Annotated in this window: 15 protein-coding genes; 5 read left to right on the plus strand and 10 right to left on the minus strand. The window is 64.6% G+C overall.

What is annotated here, in order from left to right; genetic code table 11:
• The 4 genes from BBIA_RS06210 to BBIA_RS06220 all read right to left on the minus strand — a co-directional run.
• A partial coding sequence (locus BBIA_RS06210; RefSeq protein WP_035138150.1) for a transposase occupies positions 1 to 294 on the minus strand: 294 nt, incomplete at its 3' end.
• 15 nt (positions 295 to 309) lie between these two features.
• Entirely contained in the window at positions 310 to 447 is a 138-nt protein-coding gene (locus BBIA_RS14210; RefSeq protein ID WP_156103677.1) for a hypothetical protein, read from the minus strand.
• Positions 448 to 477: 30 nt separating this feature from the next.
• The gene (locus BBIA_RS06215; protein WP_035138145.1) at positions 478 to 1,455 is read right to left on the minus strand and encodes an ABC transporter permease; all 978 of its coding nucleotides are present in this window, start codon (positions 1,453 to 1,455) and stop codon (positions 478 to 480) included.
• Between the two features lie 151 nt (positions 1,456 to 1,606).
• On the minus strand, positions 1,607 to 3,232 hold the full coding sequence (locus tag BBIA_RS06220) for a type 2 periplasmic-binding domain-containing protein (RefSeq protein ID WP_081892120.1): 1,626 nt from the start codon (positions 3,230 to 3,232) through the stop codon (positions 1,607 to 1,609).
• Between the two features lie 505 nt (positions 3,233 to 3,737).
• Here BBIA_RS06220 and BBIA_RS06225 point away from each other — a divergent pair.
• Both BBIA_RS06225 and BBIA_RS06230 read left to right on the plus strand, forming a co-directional pair.
• Entirely contained in the window at positions 3,738 to 4,787 is a 1,050-nt protein-coding gene (locus BBIA_RS06225) for a LacI family DNA-binding transcriptional regulator (protein ID WP_033494155.1), read from the plus strand.
• Positions 4,784 to 5,641 carry a helix-turn-helix transcriptional regulator gene (locus BBIA_RS06230; protein WP_033494153.1) on the plus strand — a complete coding sequence of 286 codons (858 nt, stop codon included), beginning with the start codon at positions 4,784 to 4,786 and terminating at the stop codon, positions 5,639 to 5,641. The genes BBIA_RS06225 and BBIA_RS06230 overlap by 4 nt, the downstream gene beginning before the upstream one ends.
• 18 nt (positions 5,642 to 5,659) lie before the next feature.
• Here BBIA_RS06230 and BBIA_RS06235 read toward each other — a convergent pair whose 3' ends face one another.
• The 5 genes from BBIA_RS06235 to BBIA_RS06255 all read right to left on the minus strand — a co-directional run bounded on the left by BBIA_RS06235 (position 5,660) and on the right by BBIA_RS06255 (position 16,598).
• Positions 5,660 to 7,861 carry a right-handed parallel beta-helix repeat-containing protein gene (locus BBIA_RS06235; protein WP_033494151.1) on the minus strand — a complete coding sequence of 734 codons (2,202 nt, stop codon included), beginning with the start codon at positions 7,859 to 7,861 and terminating at the stop codon, positions 5,660 to 5,662.
• Between the two features lie 212 nt (positions 7,862 to 8,073).
• On the minus strand, positions 8,074 to 8,844 hold the full coding sequence (locus BBIA_RS06240; protein WP_152600546.1) for a hypothetical protein: 771 nt from the start codon (positions 8,842 to 8,844) through the stop codon (positions 8,074 to 8,076).
• Between the two features lie 147 nt (positions 8,845 to 8,991).
• A complete protein-coding gene (locus BBIA_RS13340; RefSeq protein ID WP_051923852.1) occupies positions 8,992 to 12,156 on the minus strand; it encodes a family 78 glycoside hydrolase catalytic domain in 3,165 nt (1,054 codons plus the stop codon).
• A gap of 241 nt (positions 12,157 to 12,397) precedes the next feature.
• Positions 12,398 to 15,430 carry a hypothetical protein gene (locus BBIA_RS14665; RefSeq protein ID WP_033494150.1) on the minus strand — a complete coding sequence of 1,011 codons (3,033 nt, stop codon included), beginning with the start codon at positions 15,428 to 15,430 and terminating at the stop codon, positions 12,398 to 12,400.
• A gap of 124 nt (positions 15,431 to 15,554) precedes the next feature.
• Complete coding sequence (locus tag BBIA_RS06255) at positions 15,555 to 16,598, minus strand: LacI family DNA-binding transcriptional regulator (RefSeq protein ID WP_033494148.1); 1,044 nt, start codon at positions 16,596 to 16,598, stop codon at positions 15,555 to 15,557.
• A gap of 227 nt (positions 16,599 to 16,825) precedes the next feature.
• On the opposite strand from BBIA_RS06255, the gene uxaC reads away from it, so the two are divergent.
• The 3 genes from uxaC (at position 16,826) to uxuA (ending at position 21,337) form a co-directional block, all read left to right on the plus strand.
• Positions 16,826 to 18,244, plus strand: coding sequence for a glucuronate isomerase (gene uxaC / locus BBIA_RS06260; RefSeq protein ID WP_033494146.1), 1,419 nt, complete (start codon positions 16,826 to 16,828; stop codon positions 18,242 to 18,244).
• A 144-nt stretch (positions 18,245 to 18,388) separates the two neighbouring features.
• Positions 18,389 to 20,023, plus strand: a complete 1,635-nt coding sequence (locus BBIA_RS06265) for a mannitol dehydrogenase family protein (RefSeq protein WP_033494144.1) — start codon at positions 18,389 to 18,391, stop codon at positions 20,021 to 20,023.
• 183 nt (positions 20,024 to 20,206) lie between these two features.
• The gene (gene uxuA, locus BBIA_RS06270; RefSeq protein ID WP_033494142.1) at positions 20,207 to 21,337 is read left to right on the plus strand and encodes a mannonate dehydratase; all 1,131 of its coding nucleotides are present in this window, start codon (positions 20,207 to 20,209) and stop codon (positions 21,335 to 21,337) included.
• A 308-nt stretch (positions 21,338 to 21,645) separates the two neighbouring features.
• Here uxuA and BBIA_RS06275 read toward each other — a convergent pair whose 3' ends face one another.
• Complete coding sequence (locus tag BBIA_RS06275) at positions 21,646 to 22,059, minus strand: hypothetical protein (protein WP_051923854.1); 414 nt, start codon at positions 22,057 to 22,059, stop codon at positions 21,646 to 21,648.
• Positions 22,060 to 22,240: the final 181 nt, after the last annotated feature.

A 22,240-nucleotide genomic window follows, 5' to 3' on the forward strand; every position in this document is an offset into this window, starting at 1 on the left:
GGCCGCGAAAAGCCGACGCGTCGTCAGTATCTCGTTCGCCTTGCGCAGCTCCGCGACCTCGGCGCGCAGACGTTTCAACTCGGCGGCCGTCTCCTCCGCGCTGATCGCGGACTGTTCGGCGGTCGTCCGGTCGGCCTTGTTCCTCCACCTGCGCAACGTCTCCGGGGCGATGCCCAGACTCTGCGCGACGGAGGCCACGGCCTTCGTCTCCGACGAATGATTCGCACGCGCCTCCTCCAGAAGCCTGAGCGCCCTCGCCTGGAACTCCTTCGTATAACGAGTCTTTCCGGTCATGTTCCTAGTCTCCCATCAATGAGATAAAACACGGAACAAAAACCAGGTCATATCAACCCAATCAGCAGGCTCACGATGCTGAGCCACATGCTTATTAAACGGAATCTCATCCCCGCTCTTCTTCACGGCCGGGGAAACAGTCGCACTAGCCATAGCCTTTACCTTTACCCTTTCCACGTTCGCTTAGAAGATGCTCGTATCCGACACGCGCTTGGAAATCCAATTCGCCAAAATCAAGAACACGAAATTAATCAACGTGTTAAACAAACCAATCGCCGTAGCATACGAGAACTGAAACGACTTCAAACCAATCATGTACGTATACGTGGCAATCACCTGAGAACCCGGCAAGTTCATAGCATTCTGCATCAACAGAACCTTCTCAAAACCAACCGACAGGATATTACCCATATTCATAATCAGCAGAATCACACACGTCGGCATAATCGTCGGAATATCCACATAACGAATCAACTGCATACGACCAGCACCATCAATCTTCGCAGCCTCATACAGACTCACGTCAACCGAGCTCAACGCAGCCAGGTAGATGATCGCATTCCAACCACAATGCTGCCACACCTCAGACAACCAATAAATCGGCGCCACCATATTCGGATTATCCAACAAACTCGTCCCACCAAAGAAACGACCCAAGAGTCCCGTGTTCGGCGTGAGGAAAATGTTCAGCATGGCCACGATGACGACGGTCGAGATGAAGTGGGGCATGTACGTGATCGTCTGCACAAACCCCTTCACCTTCGTGCTATGAATCTGGTTAATCAGCAAAGCCAGCACGATCGGCGCGATAAAACCAAGCACCAGAGTACCAAGACTGATCTTGATCGTGTTGATCATGACCTTGCTAAACATCGGCGACGTGAAAAACTGGTTGAAATACTTCAACCCAACCCACTGACCACCCGTCAACCCCTTCGACGGGACAAAATCACGAAACGCCAACTGAATACCATACATCGGGATATACGCGAAGATAAACACAAACACCATCGCCGGCAACGCCATCACCCAATGCTGCCAATAATGCTGCACATGCCACACCAACTTCCTCGGCCACGGCAAAGCCTTAAAAGCTGCGGTATTATCAACCACACCCGTGGCATCCACCACGGACGCGGCAGCCTTCTCCTGAACCGCCATCGTAAACTCCTTAGGGATGAATTGATTATTGTCTGTTGGTTGTTGTTGGTTGCGGTCTCCCGCAAGGAAGACCGCACGGTTTTTGGGCAAAGAAAAAAGGCGCGAAGGTCACAGGGGCGTATCTATGGCCTTCACGCCTTCAGGTCAGTGGTTACTTGACGTACTTGTCGTACGCCTTCTGCCACAGGTCGACATTCTGCTGGATGTTCATGGACTTGAGCTGCTCCTGCAGGCTGTTCCACGTGGCATCGTCGGCGCCGTTCTGGGCCATCTTCGCGATGAGCGGCATCGCGGTGGTCGCGATGGTGGTGTTGTTGTTCGCGTAGGTGGTCTGGTCGGCGGCGGACAGGCGGACGTAGATCGGCATGTAGTCCTTCTCGCCGTTCAGGTGCGAGTACTGCTCGGCGTACGGCTTGTCGGCCTCGACGATGGAGGTCAGGTTCTTGTCGCCTTCGAACTCGTCGGCGTCCGGGATCCAGCCGGCGAGACGATCCTCGAGGGCCGGGGTCTTCTGGGCGTCGCGCTCTTCGACGAACTTCTCGGTGACCTTGTAGGAGTGGTCGCCGGTCTTCTCAAGGTAGCCGTCGGTGGTGGAGCCGTAGAGCTGCTGGACGGAGTACTTCTCCGAGTAGAGCAGGTTGATGATCTTCAGGCAGGCATCCTTGTTGGCAGCCTTGGAGGACATGGCCATGTGGTAGTCCTCGTACTCGTTCGCGCCGGAGACGCCGGAGGCATCCCACACGGTGTCATCGGAGGAGACACCGTCGGCGGACGGCACCGGGATGGTGATGTACTGGTTGTACAGGTCGGAGCCGACGGTGCCGAATGCGGTGGCATCCCAGCCGAAGACCGCGCCGACCTGGGCGGTGTTGCCGCCGACCTGGTTGCGGGAGTCATACTTGTCGGAGGTGACCCAGTCGTCCGGGACCAGGCCTTCCTTCTTGAGGGATGCGAGGTAGTTGAGCACCTGGCGGAACTCGTCGGTCTGCATCATGTTGCCGACCTTGCCGTCCTTGACGTAGATGCCGGTGCCGGACGGGCCGGAATTGAAGTGCGTGGCGATGCCGGTCGAGTTCATGAACAGGAACGGGCTCCACCAGCCGGCGAGCTGGTCGGTCGGCAGGGCGCGCAGGTTCATCGGGATCTCGTCCTGCTTACCGTTGCCGTTCGGGTCCTGGGTCTTGAACGCTTCGAGGACCTTGGTGAGTTCCTTCCATGTGGTCGGAACCTTCAGGCCGAGCTTGTCGAGCCAGGTCTTGTTGATGAGCATGTGCTGGCCGGAGGCGGAGAACGCCTTGCCACGGCTGGACGGGAGCACCCACAGGTGGCCCTCGACCTCGACGAACTTCTTGGCGACGGGCTGCTCCTTGAAGAACGCCTCAACGTTCGGCAGCTTGTCCATGTCCTGCGAGAGATCCTCGAAGGCATCCGGGTTCTGGGAGGCGTCGTCCGGGTGGTAGGCGCGGATGTTCAGGTCGGACAGATCGCCGGCAGCGAGGGCGGCGTTCTTCTGCTGGCTCCAAGCGGTGTCGAGCACGACCTTCCACTCGATCTTCGCGCCGGATTCCTTCTCGAGCTCCTTGGCCCAAGTCATCTGACCGATCGGGATCTGGGTGGTGTTCTGCTGCACCAGAATGGTGACGATCGGCTTACCGTCGGAAGTCTTCTTGTTGGCGGCGGTGCTCTGGCCGCAGGCCGACAGGCCCGTCAGCAGCATCGCGGCAGCACCTGCGGCAGCAACGCCGGAGATAGCCTTCTTAGCCACACCCTTGTTCATGATTGTTCCTTTCCTCAACATGCGCCATGCATGCTCGAACCTCGCAAACCAATGGCCTGATCAGCCAGGAAAGCCACTGTGCGGGCCGTTGGTTCTGTTGTTCGGTTCACCTCGTTGTGGGGGTTAACGCTAACCATAATGCACCAGCACCATAACCTTCGCAACATGCATTTGTCCACTAAACATGTCCGAATGTTCACAAGTGGCGGAATTTCAATGAATCGTGCCAAAAAATCACCGTTGACACGCGACAACCGTTGTGCCGCAAGCGCTTTCAGCCCTTGCAAAACCCGGCGTTTCTCGTCTGTAGACACCATGTCAACGCAATCATTAACACTGTTAACGATGACACGATCAGCCAACGTTAGGGTTATGCTATAGTTATCGATAAGCCAAAGAAGGATAAGCGTCCGCACGCCCGTCACCGACGGCGAGCCCACGGACCTTAACACTGAGAGCAGCAAGCAACCATGCGCAAAGGCGCACAAGGAGAGTCGAGTCAGCTATGAAACGCAGCGCCGCTACTTTGAAGGATGTCGCGTCGGCAGCCGGTGTTTCCGCCATGACCGTATCGAAAGCGCTCCGCAACGCGCCGGGCGTCAGCGACAAAACGCGCGAACGCGTCCTCGCTATCGCACAGAACATCGGCTACGAAACCAACGTGTCGGCGAGCGCGCTGAAAACCGGACGCAGCGGCATCATCCAGATCATCGTCAACGAATACGACATCCCGTTCTATTCCAAGCTCATCGACGTCATGTCGAGCGCCGTCGTCACGAACGGCTTCACACCGTTCCTGCAGCAGACGAAATACTCGACGTCCGCGCTGCAGAGCACGTTGTCCAGCTCGCTGTTCTCCGGCGTGCTGTCGGACGGCGTGATCGCGCATGCGTCCGGTCTGTCGGGCGATCTGTTCGAAAAGATCATTCACGGCAAGCCGGCCGTGCTCATCGACTCGTGCGAGGAGCAGCCGGTCGTCTCGTCCGTCGTCTTTCCCAACGAGGAGGGCTCGCGCGCGGCCGTGCAATATCTTGCGGAACGCGGCTGCCGCAACATCGGTTTGATCGGCCCGTCGTATCTGGAAAAGCAGGATTTTCTGCACTCCCCCAGCCCGATGAAGCTGCGCATGCGCGGAGCACGCGCCGCACTGCTTGATCTGGGCCTGCCGTACGACGAGTCGACGGTGGTCGCAGTCGAAGGCATGAGCGAGGAGCACGCGATCGATTCGGTGCACGAGCTGGCCAAGTCCGGCCGCATTCCGTTCGACGGCCTGTTCTGTCTGAACGATTCGGCTGCAATCGGCGCGATCCGCGCGCTGGCCGACTGTGGCATCCGCGTGCCGGAGGACGTGAAGGTCATCGGCTTCGACGGCGTGCGCGAAGGCCGGTTCCACGTGCCGTCGCTGACGACGATCAGCGTGGACATGGATCAGCTAGCGCGGCTCGTCATGCTCAGCCTCAAACAGCAGATCGATCATACGGGTGATCCGCTGCCGGCCACGAAGACGACGATCGGCTTCACGCTGGTCGAACGCGAGTCCACGCAGACGCGATGAAACGCTCGCTCGAATATGAGGTCGCACCGCCGGATGTGCGGTTCCTGTCCGCCGGGCGCGAGCGCGACATCCGCGCGATCTACGGCCCGAACGCACACCGGTACCATTCGTTGCACCTGATCACCGCGGGCAGCGCGCACTATTACATCGACGGCGTGTACTGGTCTGTCAAGGCCGGACAGTGCATCTCCCTGCCCGCGGACACGCCGATCATGTACCACACGGATTTTGCGGACGTATGCACCACGCATTGGGTGACGTTCCGCGGCTCGGACGTGCTCGATCTGATGAGCCGGTGCGGGTTCGGCCCGACCTCGGCCGTGATCAACGTCGCCGATCCGCAGCGGATCGCCGGCATCATCGACGACATGCTCGACTGCGCCGAACGCACGTATTCCAACGGGCTGCGGCTGAACGGACTGTTCTCGCAGCTGCTTGCGACCATCATCGAAACGTCCGTGGCCACGACGCCGTCGCCGGACGCGCGCGCCAACATCGCGCCGAAAAGCAACGAGTACATCACGCGGGCCATGCAGTACATCTACGCGCACATGGATTCGCCGCTGCATGTGGGCGAGATCGCGGAGGCGCTGTTCATCAGCCGCACGTACCTGTACGAACTGTTTCAGGAGTACCTGCAGACCACGCCGCAGCTGTTCGTCGCCAAGGCGAAGACGTATCAGGCGTGCGAATGGCTGCGGCAGACCGGCATGAGTGTGCAGGACATCGCCGAATCGTGCGGGTACCGCAGCGCGTTCGCGTTTTCCAAGGCGTTCAAGCGGATCATCGGCATGTCGCCGCGCGAATACCGCCAGCGGTTCACCGATCCAGCCAACCTGGTCGAGGATCGGTGAACCGCCGCACGCTGCGACTTACGCCCAGACGGTCGCCGCGACGCCGGGCGTGAGGTTGGCGAGCGGGCCGCGGGCGCTGCGCTCGACGCGCGGATCGCCGTTGATGTCCGTGTCGAAAACGAACGGATTGCCGTCCGGCCGCTCGAAACGGGCTTCGACGACGCGCGGCTCGCCCAGATCGGCGGTGCGCACGATCGCACCGTCGCCGAACGGCGTCGCCGCGTCGCCCGCAGTGCCTGCATCGGTAGCGGCGGCACCGGCCGGCGACACGGCGAGCGTGACGTGACGATCATCCGTGTCCTGCGCGAGTGCGACCGTCCACTCGCCGCCGCGCACGATCGCACCCGGCTCGCCGAGCAGCTCGCGCGCACCGCCCAGATACGTGTTGTCGCGGGCCAGCACCGGCTGCGGCACGTTGCGGAACACCTCCTCGTCGGCCGCGCCGACCACGCGCGAAGCCAGCTCGCGGTAGTCGTCGAGCGTGACCGGGCGCTCGCCGCGCTCCCCCGCGCCGAGCATCTTGTCGTGCCGGGCCTGCAGGTTGTACGCGCGCGTGCCGTGGCCCTCGGCCATCCAGCCGGACTGTTCGTCCGCGTCGGCGGGCGTGCCGGCGGTCTGCACGAACAGGTTGTTGGCGAACCGGTCGTCGCCGCCGTAGACGAACATGCTGCCGGCGACCTCGGTGGTGTGCGGGAAGTGGTACGGCGTGGAACGGTCGAGCACGCGGCCGAGCCGGATCGTGCCGGCGATCAGGTTGTTCACGTACGCGCCGCCGTCGGAGATGATGTCGCAGCTGATCGGCGAGGCGAGCACGTTGTTGCTGACTGTGTACGGTCCGTGGCTGACTTCGACCATGATGTCGCGCATGTTCTTCCAGAACACGTTGCGGTCGATGTGTGTGCCCTGTGTCTGCCAGTCGAGCCACATGCCGAGCGTGCAGTCGTGCACGTTGTTGCCCCGGATGACCGTGTCGACCGCGGCGTGCAGCTTGATGCCGCCGATCTCGTGCCCCCAGAACTCGTGCTTGGTCGCGACGCGGTAGATTTCGTTGTGCTCGATGGTGCTGAACGCGCAGCCCATGTGGCCGACGACGCCGTTCTGCCCGCAGTCGTGGATGACGTTGTCGCACACGATGTGACCGCCGACCACGCCCTTGTTCCAGCCGAAGCGCAGCGCCTTGAACACGGCCTCCATCTGGTACTGGTAGCCGGACTTGCGCCGTGTGCGCGTGCAGTCGCTGTCACCGGTCGAGCCCTCCTTGCCAAGGGAGACGGCCGAACACTTCGCGTCGTGGATGACGTTGTTCTCGATAATCCAGCCGCGCGACCAGTGCGCGCCGATCAGGCCGACCTGGTCGCCGGTCGGCGGGGCCCACGGCGTGGCCGCCTGCGCGAGTTCGAAGCCGCGCACGGTGATGTAGTTGACCTGCGGCTTGGACGGGTAAAAGCAGGTTTCGCGCACGTTGATCTCGACGAGCTGCTTGTTCGGATCGGCGTCGTGGAAGTTCGCCCAGATGGTCGTCGTGCCGGTGCGCGCGTCACCCTCGACCTCGGCGTACCAGACGTTCAGCGTGGCTTCGGGCGGGTCGAGGATCGGGCCGTTGCGCCATGCGCCGTAGTCGAAGCCGACCGTGCGGGGAGCCGGATGCGCGACTTCGGCGAGGCTAAACGCCTCGTAGAACGATTTGCCGTCGAGGTACACGTCGCCCAGATGGCAGGCGGGATGATCGGGATAGCCAGCGGCCACGGCCTGCGCGGACAGCGTGTCGTCGCCTTCGCGCAGCGCGCGGGCGTGCGAGCTCGCGTCGATGACCCAGTCGCCGTACACGGTGCGCGCGTACGGATTGAACGCACCGAACATCGCGTTGGGCAGCACGGCGCGCCACACGGCGCCGTCCGCCGGGACGGGCGCGTCTGCCGGGACCGGTTCACCGGTGCCGTCCGCGTCGATGCGTTCCCACGTCGTCACGCGTTCCGATCCCTTGATCACCGGTCGCGGTTCGCCGTCGGCCGCGCGGTACGTGACGCGCTTCTCCGCGCTTTCGCCGCCGTACAGCGGATCGACCGATTCGCGGTATACGCCGGCGTGCACGACGACTTCGTCGCCGGCGCGCGCGATCGCGGCCGCCTCGTTGATCGTCGCGAACGGGCGGGCCTCGCTGCCGTCCGCCGCCGTACCGTTCGCATTCGCCGCCTGCTGAGACACGTGATATACAGCCATGCCGTTACGCTCCTTCGCACTTCGCTGTTCCATCTACTGGCACTGCAACTACTTCAACGTTATAGTCACTGGCATTGCTGACATCTGCCATCGCAAAACCAGACATAGTTTAATGTACATACAAACTCGCCCGGACACGCCGCGCTGCATGCGCAAACCATGTCCGGGCGATTGGAAATACGCTCGAATACGCGAACACCCACCTATCCGCACTACTCGAACTTGAGGAACTTGATGAACGCGCGCACGTGATCCGTGCCCGCGGTGACGTTGCTCACGCCGATGAGCATGTCATCGGGCAAGCCGTCGGTACCGCTCCACGTGGCGGACTTCGCCAGATCAAGACCCTGCGCCTTGGACGCGTCATCGGTCGCTTCGCCCTTCTTGTCGACGAGCACTCCGTCGGCCGCCTGCTGCGTGAGTTCGGCGGACCGCTCGACCTTGTTCAGCGGCGTCACGTAGCCGCGCTCGACCAGCATGGCGAACGTGTCCTTGTCGGCCACGACCATATTGATCTGCCCGGCGGTGACCATCGCCATGATCTTGGCCGAATCGTCGGTGTAGCCGTTGCCGTCGGTCAGCAGATACGAGCAGTTGATGCTGACGAGGCGCTCGTCGTCGATGTTCTGGTTCTTGACGAACTTGGTTTTCAGCTGATCGCACTGGTCCGCGGAGTCGGCCATGTTGAAGCCGGCGATCGAGATGTCGGGATCCGGCCCCTTGAACGCCACCGTGCATACGATCGCGATCACCAGCGCGGCCGCGCCGACCGCGATCGCCGTATTGAGCAGGAAGTTCTGCACGAAAAACGGCCACTTCTGATCGGCCGGCAGCTCGCGGAACGTCTTCCATTTGGACTGCTTGGCGTACACATTCGAGCTGGCGAGCGTGGCAATCGCGTCCTTCTGCTCGTCGGTAAACGCGTACTCCTTGGCTCCGAAGCGATTGTCGTCGCCTGAATTGCCGCCGTCTTCCATTGCCATGATGACCAAACCTCCCCGTCCGCGCGCGCAGGAAACCACGCCCGTTCCTCGGGACGTGGCCGTGTCGCAATGTTCCCGAGTATACCCAGTCCGCTGGGTATTGCCTTGGAATAGGCGTTCGCCCGAGCGCGCGACGCGATTCCCGCGTCAGCCGACGGCGATGATCTGGTGCAGACCCGGCTTGAGCCCGCGCAGGCGCACGGAGCCAGCCGGCACGAGCACGCCGGCCACGTTGGCCGCTTCGGTGACCAGCTCGCAGTTGGCAAGCGACCCGTCGAGCATGATGACCGGCGATACGCCCGCGTTGACCGCCGGCAGCACGACGTCGGCTTGCGTGCGCGCGGGCACGGTCAGGTCGATGGTGATGCCGTCGCGTTCACCGTCGGTCGGGCTGTAGGCGAGCGCAATGTCGCCAGCCGGGGTCGGCAGCGTCAGCGTGGCCGTGCGCATGTCGCCGAGCTGCGGGACGACCGCGAAACGGCGATATCCCGGCTCGATCGGACGCACGCCCATGAGCCCTTCGGCGATCAGGAACACCGGAGACGCGGCCCACGGGTGCGAGTACGTGGTATTCGGCTTGTTGGCGAGCGCCCACGCCTCCATCGTGCCGCCCGCGCCCTGCGCGATCATGTACAGCCACGAGTGCGTGGTGCGACGGTCGGCATACAGCTTCGCGGCGTCGGCGCCAAGTCCGGCGCGATACAGGCCCGTCAGATACGGCACGGCCGTGTACACGCTGCATGCCATGCCCTTGCCGCGCAGGAATTCGCCGACGCGAGGCACGCGGTCGGCGGGCACGTGCACGAACGCCAGCGCGAACGCGGACGAGTGCATCGCCGCGTGGTCGATCGGCGTGAATGTGCGGTCGCCTGCGGTGAACGGCTGCGGCGGTACCGGCTGCGCGGTTTGTTCGGCTGTCTCAGCCTCGGCGGGATCACCGGCGACGGTCGCCGGCAGGTTGTCCGCCGTCGTATCGTCCGGTTCAGCTTCGGCGGTTTCGTCATGGTGTGCGACCGTGCCGTCGTGTGCAGCGCCGACATCGTGTGCAGCATCGTCCGTATCGCCGGCGGCGACGTTCGCGCGGCGACGCGAACCGACGGCGGCGAATTCGACCGTCGCGGTTTCGTCCTGCGTGGTCGTGACGGTCAGACCGTCGATGTACGCGCCGCGAGCCGCGTCGTACAGGTGATCGTTGATCGCGTCGCGCAGGCGCGCGGCGACGGCGGCGTAGCGCGCGGCGTCGTCCGTGTGTCCGAGCAGGTCAGCGATGCCGGCCATGTCGGCGTATGCTTCGGCGGAGAGCGCGTTGATGACGGTGTTGACCTGGCCGAAGACGAAGCCGTCGCGTTCGGACGGCGGCCAGTCGACGAGGTCGCCGTCGGTGTGGCTGGATTCGCCGGGCTGCTTGACGATGAAGCCGGTTGCGTCGTCGAGGTACTGGTCGGGCAGCAACGTCTGCAGGCGTTCGTACTGTTCGGCGGCCTGCGCGGCGGAGCCGGTGCGAATCCATGCCTCGTGCACGGCGAGGATGAGGTAGAGCGGCCATTCGGTCGGCCAGGTGCGGTTGGCGATCAGGTAGTCGACGGTGTAGCGGCCGAGCGACGGCGCGCTGTCAAGCGCGAGGTGCGCGCGTTGCTGGATCCATGCGTCGGCCTCGTACGGGGCGCGTTCGCGGGTCCACGAATCGGCGTAGATGTTGCCGTTGAATGCTGCGATCGTATGCGCACTGAGCCGCCAGACCGCGTCGAGCTGCGGGTCGGACGACGTGAATTTGCCAACGTATCCACCGTCCGTCACCGTGCGTCCGTCGATCGACGGATAGGCGAGCGCGGCCGCCGAGACCGCGAGCGGGCGCGTCAGCAGGTCACCGATGACGGCAGCCGCCTCGTCGATGCCAGTGGGCGACGGTTCATCCCACGAGGCGGGCGCGACCGGCGGCTGCGCGACGGCGATTTCGACGTAGCGGAAGACACGCAGTCCCCAGGTTTCCAGCGGACGGCCACCCGGCACGAGATGCCAGTGTTCCTCGTACACGTTGCCGGTGGACATGCGGTAGCGCACGGAGCCGTCCTCGTTGAGCGTCTCGCCGTAGCGCACGGTCACGTCGACCGGTTCGCTCGGAGTGAGATCGAGCCTGATGCCGCCCATGTAGCCGGCGCCGAAGTCGGCGACGACGCCGCGTTCGCCGGGATGGTCGGGGCTGGTGCGGTCGATGACGCGCAACGATTGCGCCGGCAGGTATTCGAGCCGCAGTTTGTCGGTCGGTGCCGGTTCGACGTGCTCGAAGTCGGGTTTGATGGTCACGTCGGCCCAGTCGGAGTCGTCGAAGTCGGGGTCCGTGAAACCGTACGGGAACGCGTTGCCGCGGATGTTTTCGGCCGGCGCTTCGAAGTACTGCGTGCCGATGGATTCGCTGTCAGGCCAGACGGTCGCGGGGTCGGGCAGGGCCTTCCAACCGGCGTCGGAGACGAAGCGTTCGGTGGAGCCGTCCGCGAAACACACGTCGAGCTGGGCTGCGAAGCGGCGCTCCTCCATCGTGTAGGCGATCACGCCGATCGCGTTCTCTTCGCCGGCACGCAGCAGGTCGGTAACGTCGTAGCCGTCGAGCCGAGCCTCGTCGCCGATCGGGAAGGTCGGGCCGCAGCCGACGAACGAACCGTTGAGCCACATGCGGTAGACGAACTGTCGTGCGGGACGCGTGGACGAGGCGGTGGCGGTGAGTGTCGCCCAGCGCACCGGCTTGTCGGGCAGGCGGAACGTGCCGCGCAGCACGGCCCAGCCGGCCGAGTTGCCGGGCTTGGCCGGAGCTGCGGCATCGTCAGGCGTCTCGTCGTTGCCATCGTGCGCGGACGTGGCATCGTTTGTGGCGTCGCCATCGTGCGCAGCGGCATCATCCGCACTGTCCGCGGCATCCGCGTCAGACTCCGGACCCCACACGCTGGCGGCCTGCCATGCGTCGCCCGCCGGCGCAGTGCCGAACGTCGTCGGCTCGCACCAGTCGCTTTCCGCACCGTCGGCGTATCGCCATTGCAACGAAACCCAATATCGGCGCGCCGGCGCCATGTCGACGTCGGTCAGCGCAACGCCGCCCCACAGGTCGCCGTCGGTCCAGTCGCCGCCCCACACGGTCGCATTGCCGGCGAGCGCATCCTCGCGCGTCGCAGCCACGGCGATGCGGTACGCGACCGGATCGCCGGCAAGCGCCCCCCCGGACACGACTCCCGCGTCCCCCGCACCGTCGCGCCATCGCAGCACGGGCGCGCTCCCGGACTTCAGGTCGACCGGGGCATGGCGATCATCAACGAGCAGCATTACCAACTCCTTCTCTGCCACAGGCTGGTTCGCGTTCAGCATAACGATACGGCCGTGCATGTTGCCCGCTGTTTTCCACATGTTGCACCATCGTGCGGCGTCCGGTGCGGGCGACGGTGATGGTGCGACCCGCGGACCGCACGCGGCAAGCGGCCGCATCGTCGTCCGTTATTGTCGTCTGCCGCACGCCGTCTTTCCGCAAATGGAAAGACAGCGGAATGATGCTCCGGGCCCGCCGGTATCAGGCGAGCACGCCGATCGCGTCGAGCGCGAACGGCGCGGATGTGGCCGTACGGAATTCGACGTCGTGGCGGCCCGGTTCGAGCCCTTCGAGGCGGAATTCGCAGCGCAGCGAACCGTTGGTGGGGTTGACCGGCGCGACCGGCAGGGCCAGATGGCCGTCGACGTACACGTCGAGCACGGCACGGCCGTCGCTCGGGCCGAACAGGTGCAGGCCACTGCCCTCGAACGCGAGGCGGAAGCCCGATTCGGCGGTTGCAGTGCGCGAGATGGTGCGCATGTAGGTGAACATGCCTTGGCCGTTGTCGTGCGTCCAGTTGCCGGTGAACGTGAGGATCGGAGAGCCGTCGTCCCACGAGGTCATGTGCATGTCGTCGATGAGCTGCGTGTAGTACGGTGAGGCGGGGGCCGCCGATGCGCCCGGCTCGGGCGATGCGGCCGGCGTGGCGACGCGTTCGACGCGCAAGTTCGAGAAACGTACGTGGTTGAAACTGGTGCCGAGGTTGACGCGGCCGGCGGATTGCAGGTTCGCGTCGGACCACGTGGTGATCTTCGCGCCGTTGATGAATACGGTTGCCGTGGTGCCGTTGACTTCGAGCGTGATCGTGTTCCACGCGCCAGCGCCGGGTGCGAACGGTCGCACGCCAGCTTCGGCGGCGCGCTTCTTCAGGTCCTCGAGGTGACCGCGGCGCACCTCGTTGCCGAAGTTGCGCAGCAGCCACACGCCGTCGGCGCGGATCTTGAAGTCGACACCGCAGATGTCGGTGGTGAACTTGTTGCCGCCCATCTCGCGAGCGCCGACGAGCGCGTACGGCGCGCGGCCGTCGTACGGTTCGAAGTACGCGTCGACGGAGACGCGGTAGTTGGTCCAGCGCATGTCGCCGATCGCGGTGCGCGGGTCGCCTTCGATCCAGGCGTTGCCGGCGTGCGTCCAGTCGATCTGCTGGCGCAACGCGTGGCCGCGGGCGGCGTCCGGCACGACTTCGAACGCGCCGTTCGTGTCGGTGGTGTAGCGCGGGGTCGCACCGGTCTCGCCGCCGCGCGACGTCAGGTAGTCCTCGGCGACGAGCTTGTCGAACTTCCAGACCTCGACCTGCGGTTCGTCGGCGTAGTTGAAATCGTCCGCATACAGGACACCGTTCGCAGGATCGGCGCCGTGACCGGCGGCCGAGCCGAGCACCGGACGGCTGTTTTCCGGCGTGTGCGGGATCGCGTACGCGTATGCCGGCTTGGGTGCGAGCTCGCCGGTGGCGGGATCAACAACAGCCGAGTCGAGCGTGGTCGCCGTGACCATCGTCCACGGTTCGACGGTGATCTCATACACGGCCCCACGGTCCTCTTCCCCGTCATTTCGGTTAACAACACCACACTCACCCATGTCATTTCGACCGGAGCGAAGCGGAGCGGAGAAATCTTCCGAAGATGTCTCGACTTCGCCTGCGGCTTCGCTCGACATGACATGCTGCGCGCACACAACGGCGACCGGCTTGCGCCAGTTCGCGTCGTACGGTTGGCCAGTGTCAGCCGCGCGCGTCTGCCAGACGGTGACCGGCTTGCCGGATGCAGGCAAGGACGGATCGATGGCGATGCGATAGGTCTTGCGGTACGAGCTGTCATTAACGATGACCGTGCTGAAGTCGCTGCCGTCGGGAGCGGCGAGGGTCAGGTACGACGGTTCGCCGTGGCGGGCGCCGGAAACCGGGTTGTTGCCGCCAACCTCGCTACCGCTGGCCTGCGGGATGGCCCTCCAGACGGGACGGGTTGCTTCTCCAGCAAAGGGTGTTTCACGTGAAACGCTTGCCGTTAAGCTATTCCCTTCCTCTCTCCCCCAGTCGGCTCCGCCGACAGCCCCCTCGTCAGAGGGGGCTAAGGACTCATTCGCGCCATCAGCAGGCTCCCAGCCGAGGTTGGCGAAGCGGGCGAAGTGTTCAAGCGCGGCGCAGCCGGCGTCGTAGTAGATCCAGCCGCTCCACGGGTCGCGGGCGGAGATGAGCTCCTTGGACGCGTATTCCATGTGCTCGTAGCACGAGCCGATGGCCGGCTGGTAGATCGCGGCCGTGCGGCGCGATTCGACGAAACCCTTGATAAGCGTGTTCGCCATTTCGAGCGGACCGCCGATGCCGCCGATGCCGGTGCCGGTGCGCTCCCCCAGCCCGTTGTCCATCGTGTTGTTGGGGCGGTCGGCCGAGTTCGAGAACACGGCCTGTGCCTCGGAGTTCCACACTTCCTTGTCGTATTCGTCGGCGAGCCGCTTGAAGTTGCCCTGCGGGTCATCCTCGACGGAATAGTGGTAGGCAGCCACGTCCATCGCGTCGAAGTAGCGCGGGTTGGCGATCACGTCGCCGCCGAACGTGCCGGTCGTCTCCTCGTCAGAGGTGATGACCTTGATTGCGCGGAACAGGTCGCGTTCGCGGTCGGAGCGGAATCCGGCGTTCGGATCGTCCGGACCGTTGCCGAGGAAACCGTCCGTATCCGCATGCACGCGCTCCGCGAATTCGGCGATCCAGTCGAGGTCGGCGGTGCGCTCGTTCACATCCGGGTTCACCGAGTCGACCATCACACCGTACTCGCGGTAGGCGGCCAGAATCGTGTTCTTGTACCAGCGATACACGTCGTCGTTGTCGCGCACCCAAGTCGGCGCATGCCAGCGCAGGATGCTCACGTGCACGCCGGGCTGGTAGCGGCGGGCGTCGGCGGCGAGCTGGAAGCCGGGCTCGCGGCGCACGGCCGGATACTCGTCGCGGTCGCGCATCGTGGCGACGTTCGGGCCGGTCGAATTGTTGCGGTCGTTGCCCATTTCGATTTTGACGGTGTTCATGAGCGGCCGGTCGCCGGCGAACAGCGTGCGCACGAGCGTCCAGTACGCGTCCGGATGCTCGGCCTTGTAGTCCATGAGCAGCGCGGACGTGGCGTTGCCGGACAGCACGCCGAAGCCCTTGTACGTCAGTCCATTGTGGTTGCGCGCGGCGGCCGCCACGTCGGCGGCGTTGAGCGCGACGTCGACCGTCTGGTCGGCGGCGATTGTCTCGGTCATGAGAACGTTCCTTTCATTGCATACGTAACTGCATACGCGTAATGCGCAGGTCGGCATGCGCGTGCGGTCGTCACGGTCTCGCGACTGTCGCCCGAGTCCGCATCCCGTCGGCCCGCATCCGCCGTCACGCCCCAACCGCCTCGGCCGGCGGCACGACGCTTTCGCGGGAGATGAACACGGAGTCGACGAAGATCGGCTTGTAGTCGCCGGCCGCGGGCACGCGGCGCAGTCCGTCGATGAGCTCGCCAACCGCCCGCGCGGCGACCTTGGTGCCGTTGAGGCGAACGGTAGACAGCTTGGGCGCGATGAGCGAGCTGGTGGGGATGTCGTCGATGCCGACGATGGAGATGCGGTCGGGCACGCGCACGCCGCGCGCGGTGAGCGCCGCGGTCAGGCCGATCGCGATGAGGTCGTTGTAGGCGACGACGGCCGTGCACGAGGACGACAACACGTCCTGCACGGCGCGGAAGCCGCCTGCATACGTGGGCGATTCGGACGGGATGCGGCGCACGGTGAAGCCCTGCGCGCGGCTCATGGTCAGCAGCGTCTGCCAACGTACGCCGTTCTGCCATGACTGTTCCGGCCCGGACACGTACGCGATGCGGCGGTGGCCAAGGTCGAGCAGGCGGCCGACCGCGCTGCCCAGACCGCCGCGCACGTCCGAGATGACGGAGCGCACGCCGCGGATCGGCCGGTTGATGGTGATGACCGGCACGGTTTCGGCGAGCTTGCGGATGGCCGCGTCGGACCGTCGCGACGAGCCGAGCACAATGCCGTCGACGTGGTCGCGCACGAATTCGACGGCGCGGCGCTCGACCACGTCGGATTCCTCCGAGTCGATGACGAGCAGGCTGTAGCCGCGCTTGAGCGCCTCGTGCTGCGCGCTTTTGACGTAGTTCGCGAAGATGGGATTGCCGAGGTCGGAGACAACGAACGCGATCTGGCCCGTCATGCGCAGGCCGTCGGAGACGACCGGCACGGCGGTGGAACGGTAGCCGAGACGGTCGGCGGCCTCGCGGATGCGCTGCGCGGTCTGCGCGTTGACGCGCCCCGGGCGCGCGAAGGCGCGCGACACGGTGGACGGCGAGACGCCGGCCTCCTTGGCCACGTCGGTGATGGTTACCCGAGTCGTCTGCTCGGCGGACGTCCCGGCAGGCTCTCCACTCACATTCACTCCATTCTGCACATCTTCGTTCATATTCGATCACTTTCGACCATTACACGGCATTGTATACTACCCGGCAATCCGCCACACGGCACGATTCAAAACCTTAGCCGCGATTCCACTCCCCCGCCACCCCATCTGCGCACCGACCGCACGCACCCGCCAGCCAGCCCCGCTGCAAAGCGTGGCAAAACCGGAAAAGGGCGGAATCTGGCCCGCATACTGGAGACATGACTCAATCAAAGCCGCTCGATTCATGCGACGACCGACTGCTGCCGGCCGATCCGACCACCCGTTCCATCGCGCACGACCTGTACGACCTCGTACGCAACGCGCCGATCATCTCCCCCCACGGCCACGTGCCGGTCGAGTGGTTCGCCGAAAACCGTCATTTCGCCAATCCGACCGAACTGTTCATCACGCCCGACCATTACGTCACGCGACTCCTGCACGCGCAGGGCGTCCCGCTGAGCGCGCTCGGCGTCAACCAAAAGCACTTCACCGACGCACAGGCACGCGAGGCGTTCCTGCTGCTCGGCCACTACTGGCCGGCGTATGCGGGCACGCCGATGCGCTACTGGTTCGAGGACTCGCTGCGCAACGTGTTCGGCATCACCGAGGCGTTCAACGAGGAGAGCGCCGGCCGCATCTACGACCAGCTCAACGAGATGCTGCAGACGGACGAATACGGCACGCGCAGCCTCGTCAAGCGCTTCAACATCGGCTTCATCTCCACCACCGACGACCCGGCCGACGATCTGGCCGTCAACGACCGGGTGCGCGCGGACAAGGACTTCCCGGCACGCCTCGCCCCAGCCTTCCGTCCCGACCGCTACCTCGAGCCGGCCCGCGAGGACTGGCCCGATCTGGTGCGCAAGCTGGGCGATGCGGCCGGCGTGGACGCCACGAGCTACGCGGGCTATGTGGAAGCCATGCGCCGCCGCCGCGTGTTCTTCAAGGAACACGGCGCGGTCCTCTCCGACCACTCCCACATGGACGTGCGTTCCGACCGCCTGTCCGACTACGAGGCGAACCGCCTGTTCAAGCAGGGCATGGACCGCACCATCAGCGCGGCCGACGCCACGCGCCTGCGCCGCCACCTGTTCTCTGACCAGGTCCGCCTCGCGCAGGAGGACGGCCTCGTGCTCACCGTGCACCCGGCCGTGCACCGCAGCTACGATCCGCAAGGACTCGCCAACTACGGCATGGACATCGGCGCCGACATTCCGGCCAAGTGCGACTTCGCGGTCGATCTCAAGCCGATCCTGAACGCGTACGGCAACAATCCTGACTTCCACTTCGTCGCGTTCACCATGGACGACACGACGTTCACGCGCGAACTCGCGCCGCTTGCCGGCTACTATCCGGCCATGTACGTGGGCGCGCCGTGGTGGTTCCTCGACCAGCCGGTGCAGATCACGCGCTATCTCGGCGATGTCGTGCCGATCTGCGGGTTCACGAAACTGTCCGGATTCATCGACGACACGCGCGCGCTGTGCTCGATCCCGGCGCGTCACGACATGAACCGCCGGCTCACATCGTCGTACGTGGCCGGACTCGTCGCCACGCACCAGATCGACTTCGAGACGGGCGCGCAGATCGTCAAGGACTCCGTCGACGCGCAACCGAAGCGCGTGTTCAAGCTGTAAGCGTTACTTCTCGGCCAACGAAGCTGACTGGGGGGCATCCACAGCCGCATGCTCAAGGCATCGGACTACCCCTCAGTCTCGCTGCGCGAGCCAGCTCCCCTGACAGGGGGAGCTCACCAATGGGACTACAAGAAGGGAAACATCATGACCGTTCATCTGACAGACGACTTCGCCGCGAACTACGCGGCGTGGCGCGACGCCGGCATCGCCGTGCCGGGCTTCGACCCGAAGGCCGTGCGCAACTACACCGAACAGCACCCGTACTGGATCCACTTCGGCGCCGGCAACCTGTTCCGCGCCGTGCACGCGCCGATCGCGCAGGACCTGATCGAAAACGGCGAAACCAAGGCCGGCATCCTCGTGGCCGAAACGTTCGACGCGGACATCATCGACCTCGCGTACAAGCCGTTCGACAACCGCTGCCTGCAGGTCGTGCTCAACGCCGACGGCTCCGTCGACTCGCGCCTCATCGCCTCCGTGGCCGACGCGTTCGGCATCCGCGCGCACGACGGCGAATGGGACCGCCTCGCCAAGGTCTTCCGCGACCCGCAGCTGCAGTTCGTCACCGTGACCATCACCGAAAAGGGCTACGCGCTCACCCGCCCGGACGGCGAGCTGCTGCCGTGGATCAAGCCGGAGGCCGACGGCGGCCCCGACAAGGCCGTCTCCGCGATGGGCGCGATCACCGCGCTCCTGTTCGAGCGCTTCAAGGCCGGCGCCGCGCCGATTGCCATGGTCAGCACCGACAACTTCTCGCAGAACGGCGACCGCTTCGCCGCCGCCATCCGCCAGATGGCCGGCTGGTGGCACGCCAACGGCTTCGTCGGCTCCGACTTCCTCGACTACGTGAAGAACCCGGCCAAGGTCAGCTTCCCGCTGTCCATGATCGACCGCATCACGCCGAACCCGGCCGAGGCCGTCTCCGAACTGCTCGCCAAGCAGGGCTTCGGCGACACGGAGATCATCCACACGCCCAAGCGCACCAACGTCGCGCCGTTCGCCAACACCGAGAAGACGTGGTACCTCGTCATCGAGGACGCGTTCCCGAACGGCCGCCCGGACCTGACCAAGGCCGGCGTGTACCTCGCCGACCGCGACACGGTCAACGAAGCCGACGAGATGAAGGTCACCACCTGCCTCAACCCGCTGCACACCGCGCTCGCCACGTTCGGCATGCTGCTCGGCTACCCGTCGATGAGCAAGACCATCGCCGACCCGACGCTGCGCAAGCTCGTCGAACGCCTCGGCTACACGGAGGGCCTGCCGGTTGTGACCGATCCGGGCATCTTCTCCCCCAAGGAATTCCTGCGCCAGGTCATCGAAGAGCGCGTGCCGAACCCGAACATTCCGGACACGCCCGCCCGCATCTCCACCGACACGTCGCAGAAGATCCCGATCCGCTACGGCGTGACGATTGGCAAGTACCTCAAGTCCGACACGCTCGACGCTGGCTCGCTCGTCGCGATCCCGCTGACGATCGCCGGCTGGCTGCGACTGCTGCTCGGCGCGGACGGCAAGGGCACGCGCGACGACGGAAGCGAGGTCACGCTCAGCTCCGATCCGCGACTGGCCGACCTGCAGGCCGCACTGGCCGGACTGACCGTCGGCGGCGACCTCGCGGACGCGGACGCCAAGCTGCGCCCGATCCTCGCCGACGCGGCGATCTTCGGCACCGACCTGAACGCGACGCCGCTGGCCGACAAGATCATCGGCTACTTCCGCGAATTCGCAGCCGGCACCGGCACCGTCGACGCGACGATCGCCAAGGCGCTCAAGTAAACAGGCGCTCAGGCAAACAATCGTGCGGCCGCGGGCATAACAGGCACGTCCGCGGCCGCCATCATCGCATCGCAACAGCAGCAACAATCGCAACCCACAACAGTCACAACAGTCGCATCGACCGCGCAACGAACGGCGCGACGCAACGCGCGACATCACACACAACACAAGGAGACAGTCACCATGCATATGGGATTCCGCTGGTACGGCGAGGGCAACGACACCATCTCGCTCGACGACATCCGCCAGATCCCCGGCGTCGAAACGATCGTCTGGTCGCTGCACCACAAGCAGGCCGGCGAACTGTGGGAGCCGGAGGAGATCGAGGCCGAGATGAAGAAGATCACCGGCCTTTCGGAAGACGACCGCAAGCGCGGCGTCACCAAGACGTTCAACGCGGACGTGGTCGAGTCCGTCAACGTGCACGAGTCCATCAAGACCGGCAAGACGCTGCTCGGCATGAGCCGCGACGAGGCGCTCGACAACTACATCAAGACCATCGAAAACCTCGGCAAGGCCGGCGTCAAGGTCGTCACCTACAACTTCATGCCCGTGTTCGACTGGCTGCGCACCGACATGTTCCACCCGTCGCCGGACGGCTCCACTGCGCTCTACTACGACGCGCACAAGGTCGCCCAGCTCGACGACCCGCAGAAGCTCATCGACGAGACGCTCGACGGCGCCAACGGCCTGACCATGCCGGGCTGGGAGCCGGAGCGACTCGCGCACCTCGGCGAGTTCATCGAGGCGTACAAGGGCATCGACCACGAGAAGTACTACGAGAACTACAAGGTGTTCCTCGACGCGGTGATCCCCACCTGCGAGAAGTACGACGTCAAGCTCGCCGTGCACCCGGACGACCCGTCGTTCGACCTGTTCGGCTGGCCGCGCGTGGTCTCCTCCAAGGAAGGCATCCAGCGCGTGCTCGACCTCAACAAGTCCCCGTACAACGGCCTGTGCCTGTGCCTCGGCTCGTTCTCCTCGCGCCGCGGCAACGATCCGGTCGACGCGGTCAAGACGTTCATGGACCGCATCCACTTCTCGCACGTGCGCAACATCAAGTTCCTCGACGAGGCGGGCTCCTTCTCCGAGGTCGGTCACCGCGCCTGCGAGGGCGACGTGGACACCGTCGGCATCATGAAGGCGTACGCCGAGGCCGACTATCAGGGCTACATCCGCCCGGACCACGGCCGTCATTTGTGGAGCGAGAACACCGAGGCCGGCCGTCCGCGCCCGGGCTACGGCCTGTACGACCGCGCGCTGGGCATCCAGTACCTGCTGGGCGTGTGGGACGCGTTCAAGTACAACAAGTGATCTTCTGAGATCTGAGCGGCATCTGAGTAACGGAAGGCCCCTCCGGTTCCTGCCGGAGGGGCCTTCCCATGAGCACTCATGCCGCCCGGCGTGGCGCAATCGCCGGATCTTCGTTAATTTGCCCCGCTGAGAGGCACTTCAGCGGGGTAGATTGACGAAGATCAGTCCGATCTGCCCCGCTCAGGCTCTTCAGCGAAGCACAACTGCCAGACCATCAACGATTTGCCCCGCCAGGGAACTCCTTGGCGGGGCAAATTGGTTGGACCGTCGGTGATGATCGCCGCAGGTCAGCACAGCGGGTCGGCCGATCAGAACGGCGCGTTGTCGTGGATGATGATGCCGCAGCGGTGTTTGAGGAAGTTGCGGCCCGACTCGCGGTCGATGTCGTGGCCGGACTGGAACGCGCGCACCACGACCAGCATCTGCGCGGTGTGGTCGAGCTCGCGGAACGCCTTGTGCGCATCCCATCCGTCGATCGTCACGGCCATCGTCGGCTCGTACGTGTAACCGTAGCCGGCCGCGTTGATGTAGCCGGAAAAGCACTTGTTCCACGCGTGGTGAGCGTCCAGCTCGGCGCAGTACGCGTCGGCCGCGGCCTGCGATTCGGCCGAGGCGTGGATGCCGGCGGCGACGTCCGCGATCTCGGTCTTGGTCTGCGCATCCTGCTCGATCTGCAGATCCTCGAAGGCGAGGCTCTCCTCTTTGGTAAGCGCGATGCCCATCAGTGGTATCCCCCTGACTCAATCGTCGTGAACGGCATCCGCAACCGTCTGCCGGTCTCGAACAGGCCCCGGGCAGATCGGCGGCGGATGCCGGAAATTCCGTCTCTACAATAATCCGCGGCCGCGTCCTCGAACGCATTCGGGAACGCGGCCGTCTCAACAGTTGGCCGAATCGTACGTC

Source organism: Bifidobacterium biavatii DSM 23969, from assembly GCF_000741165.1.
Classification (GTDB): Bacteria; Actinomycetota; Actinomycetes; order Actinomycetales; family Bifidobacteriaceae; genus Bifidobacterium; species Bifidobacterium biavatii.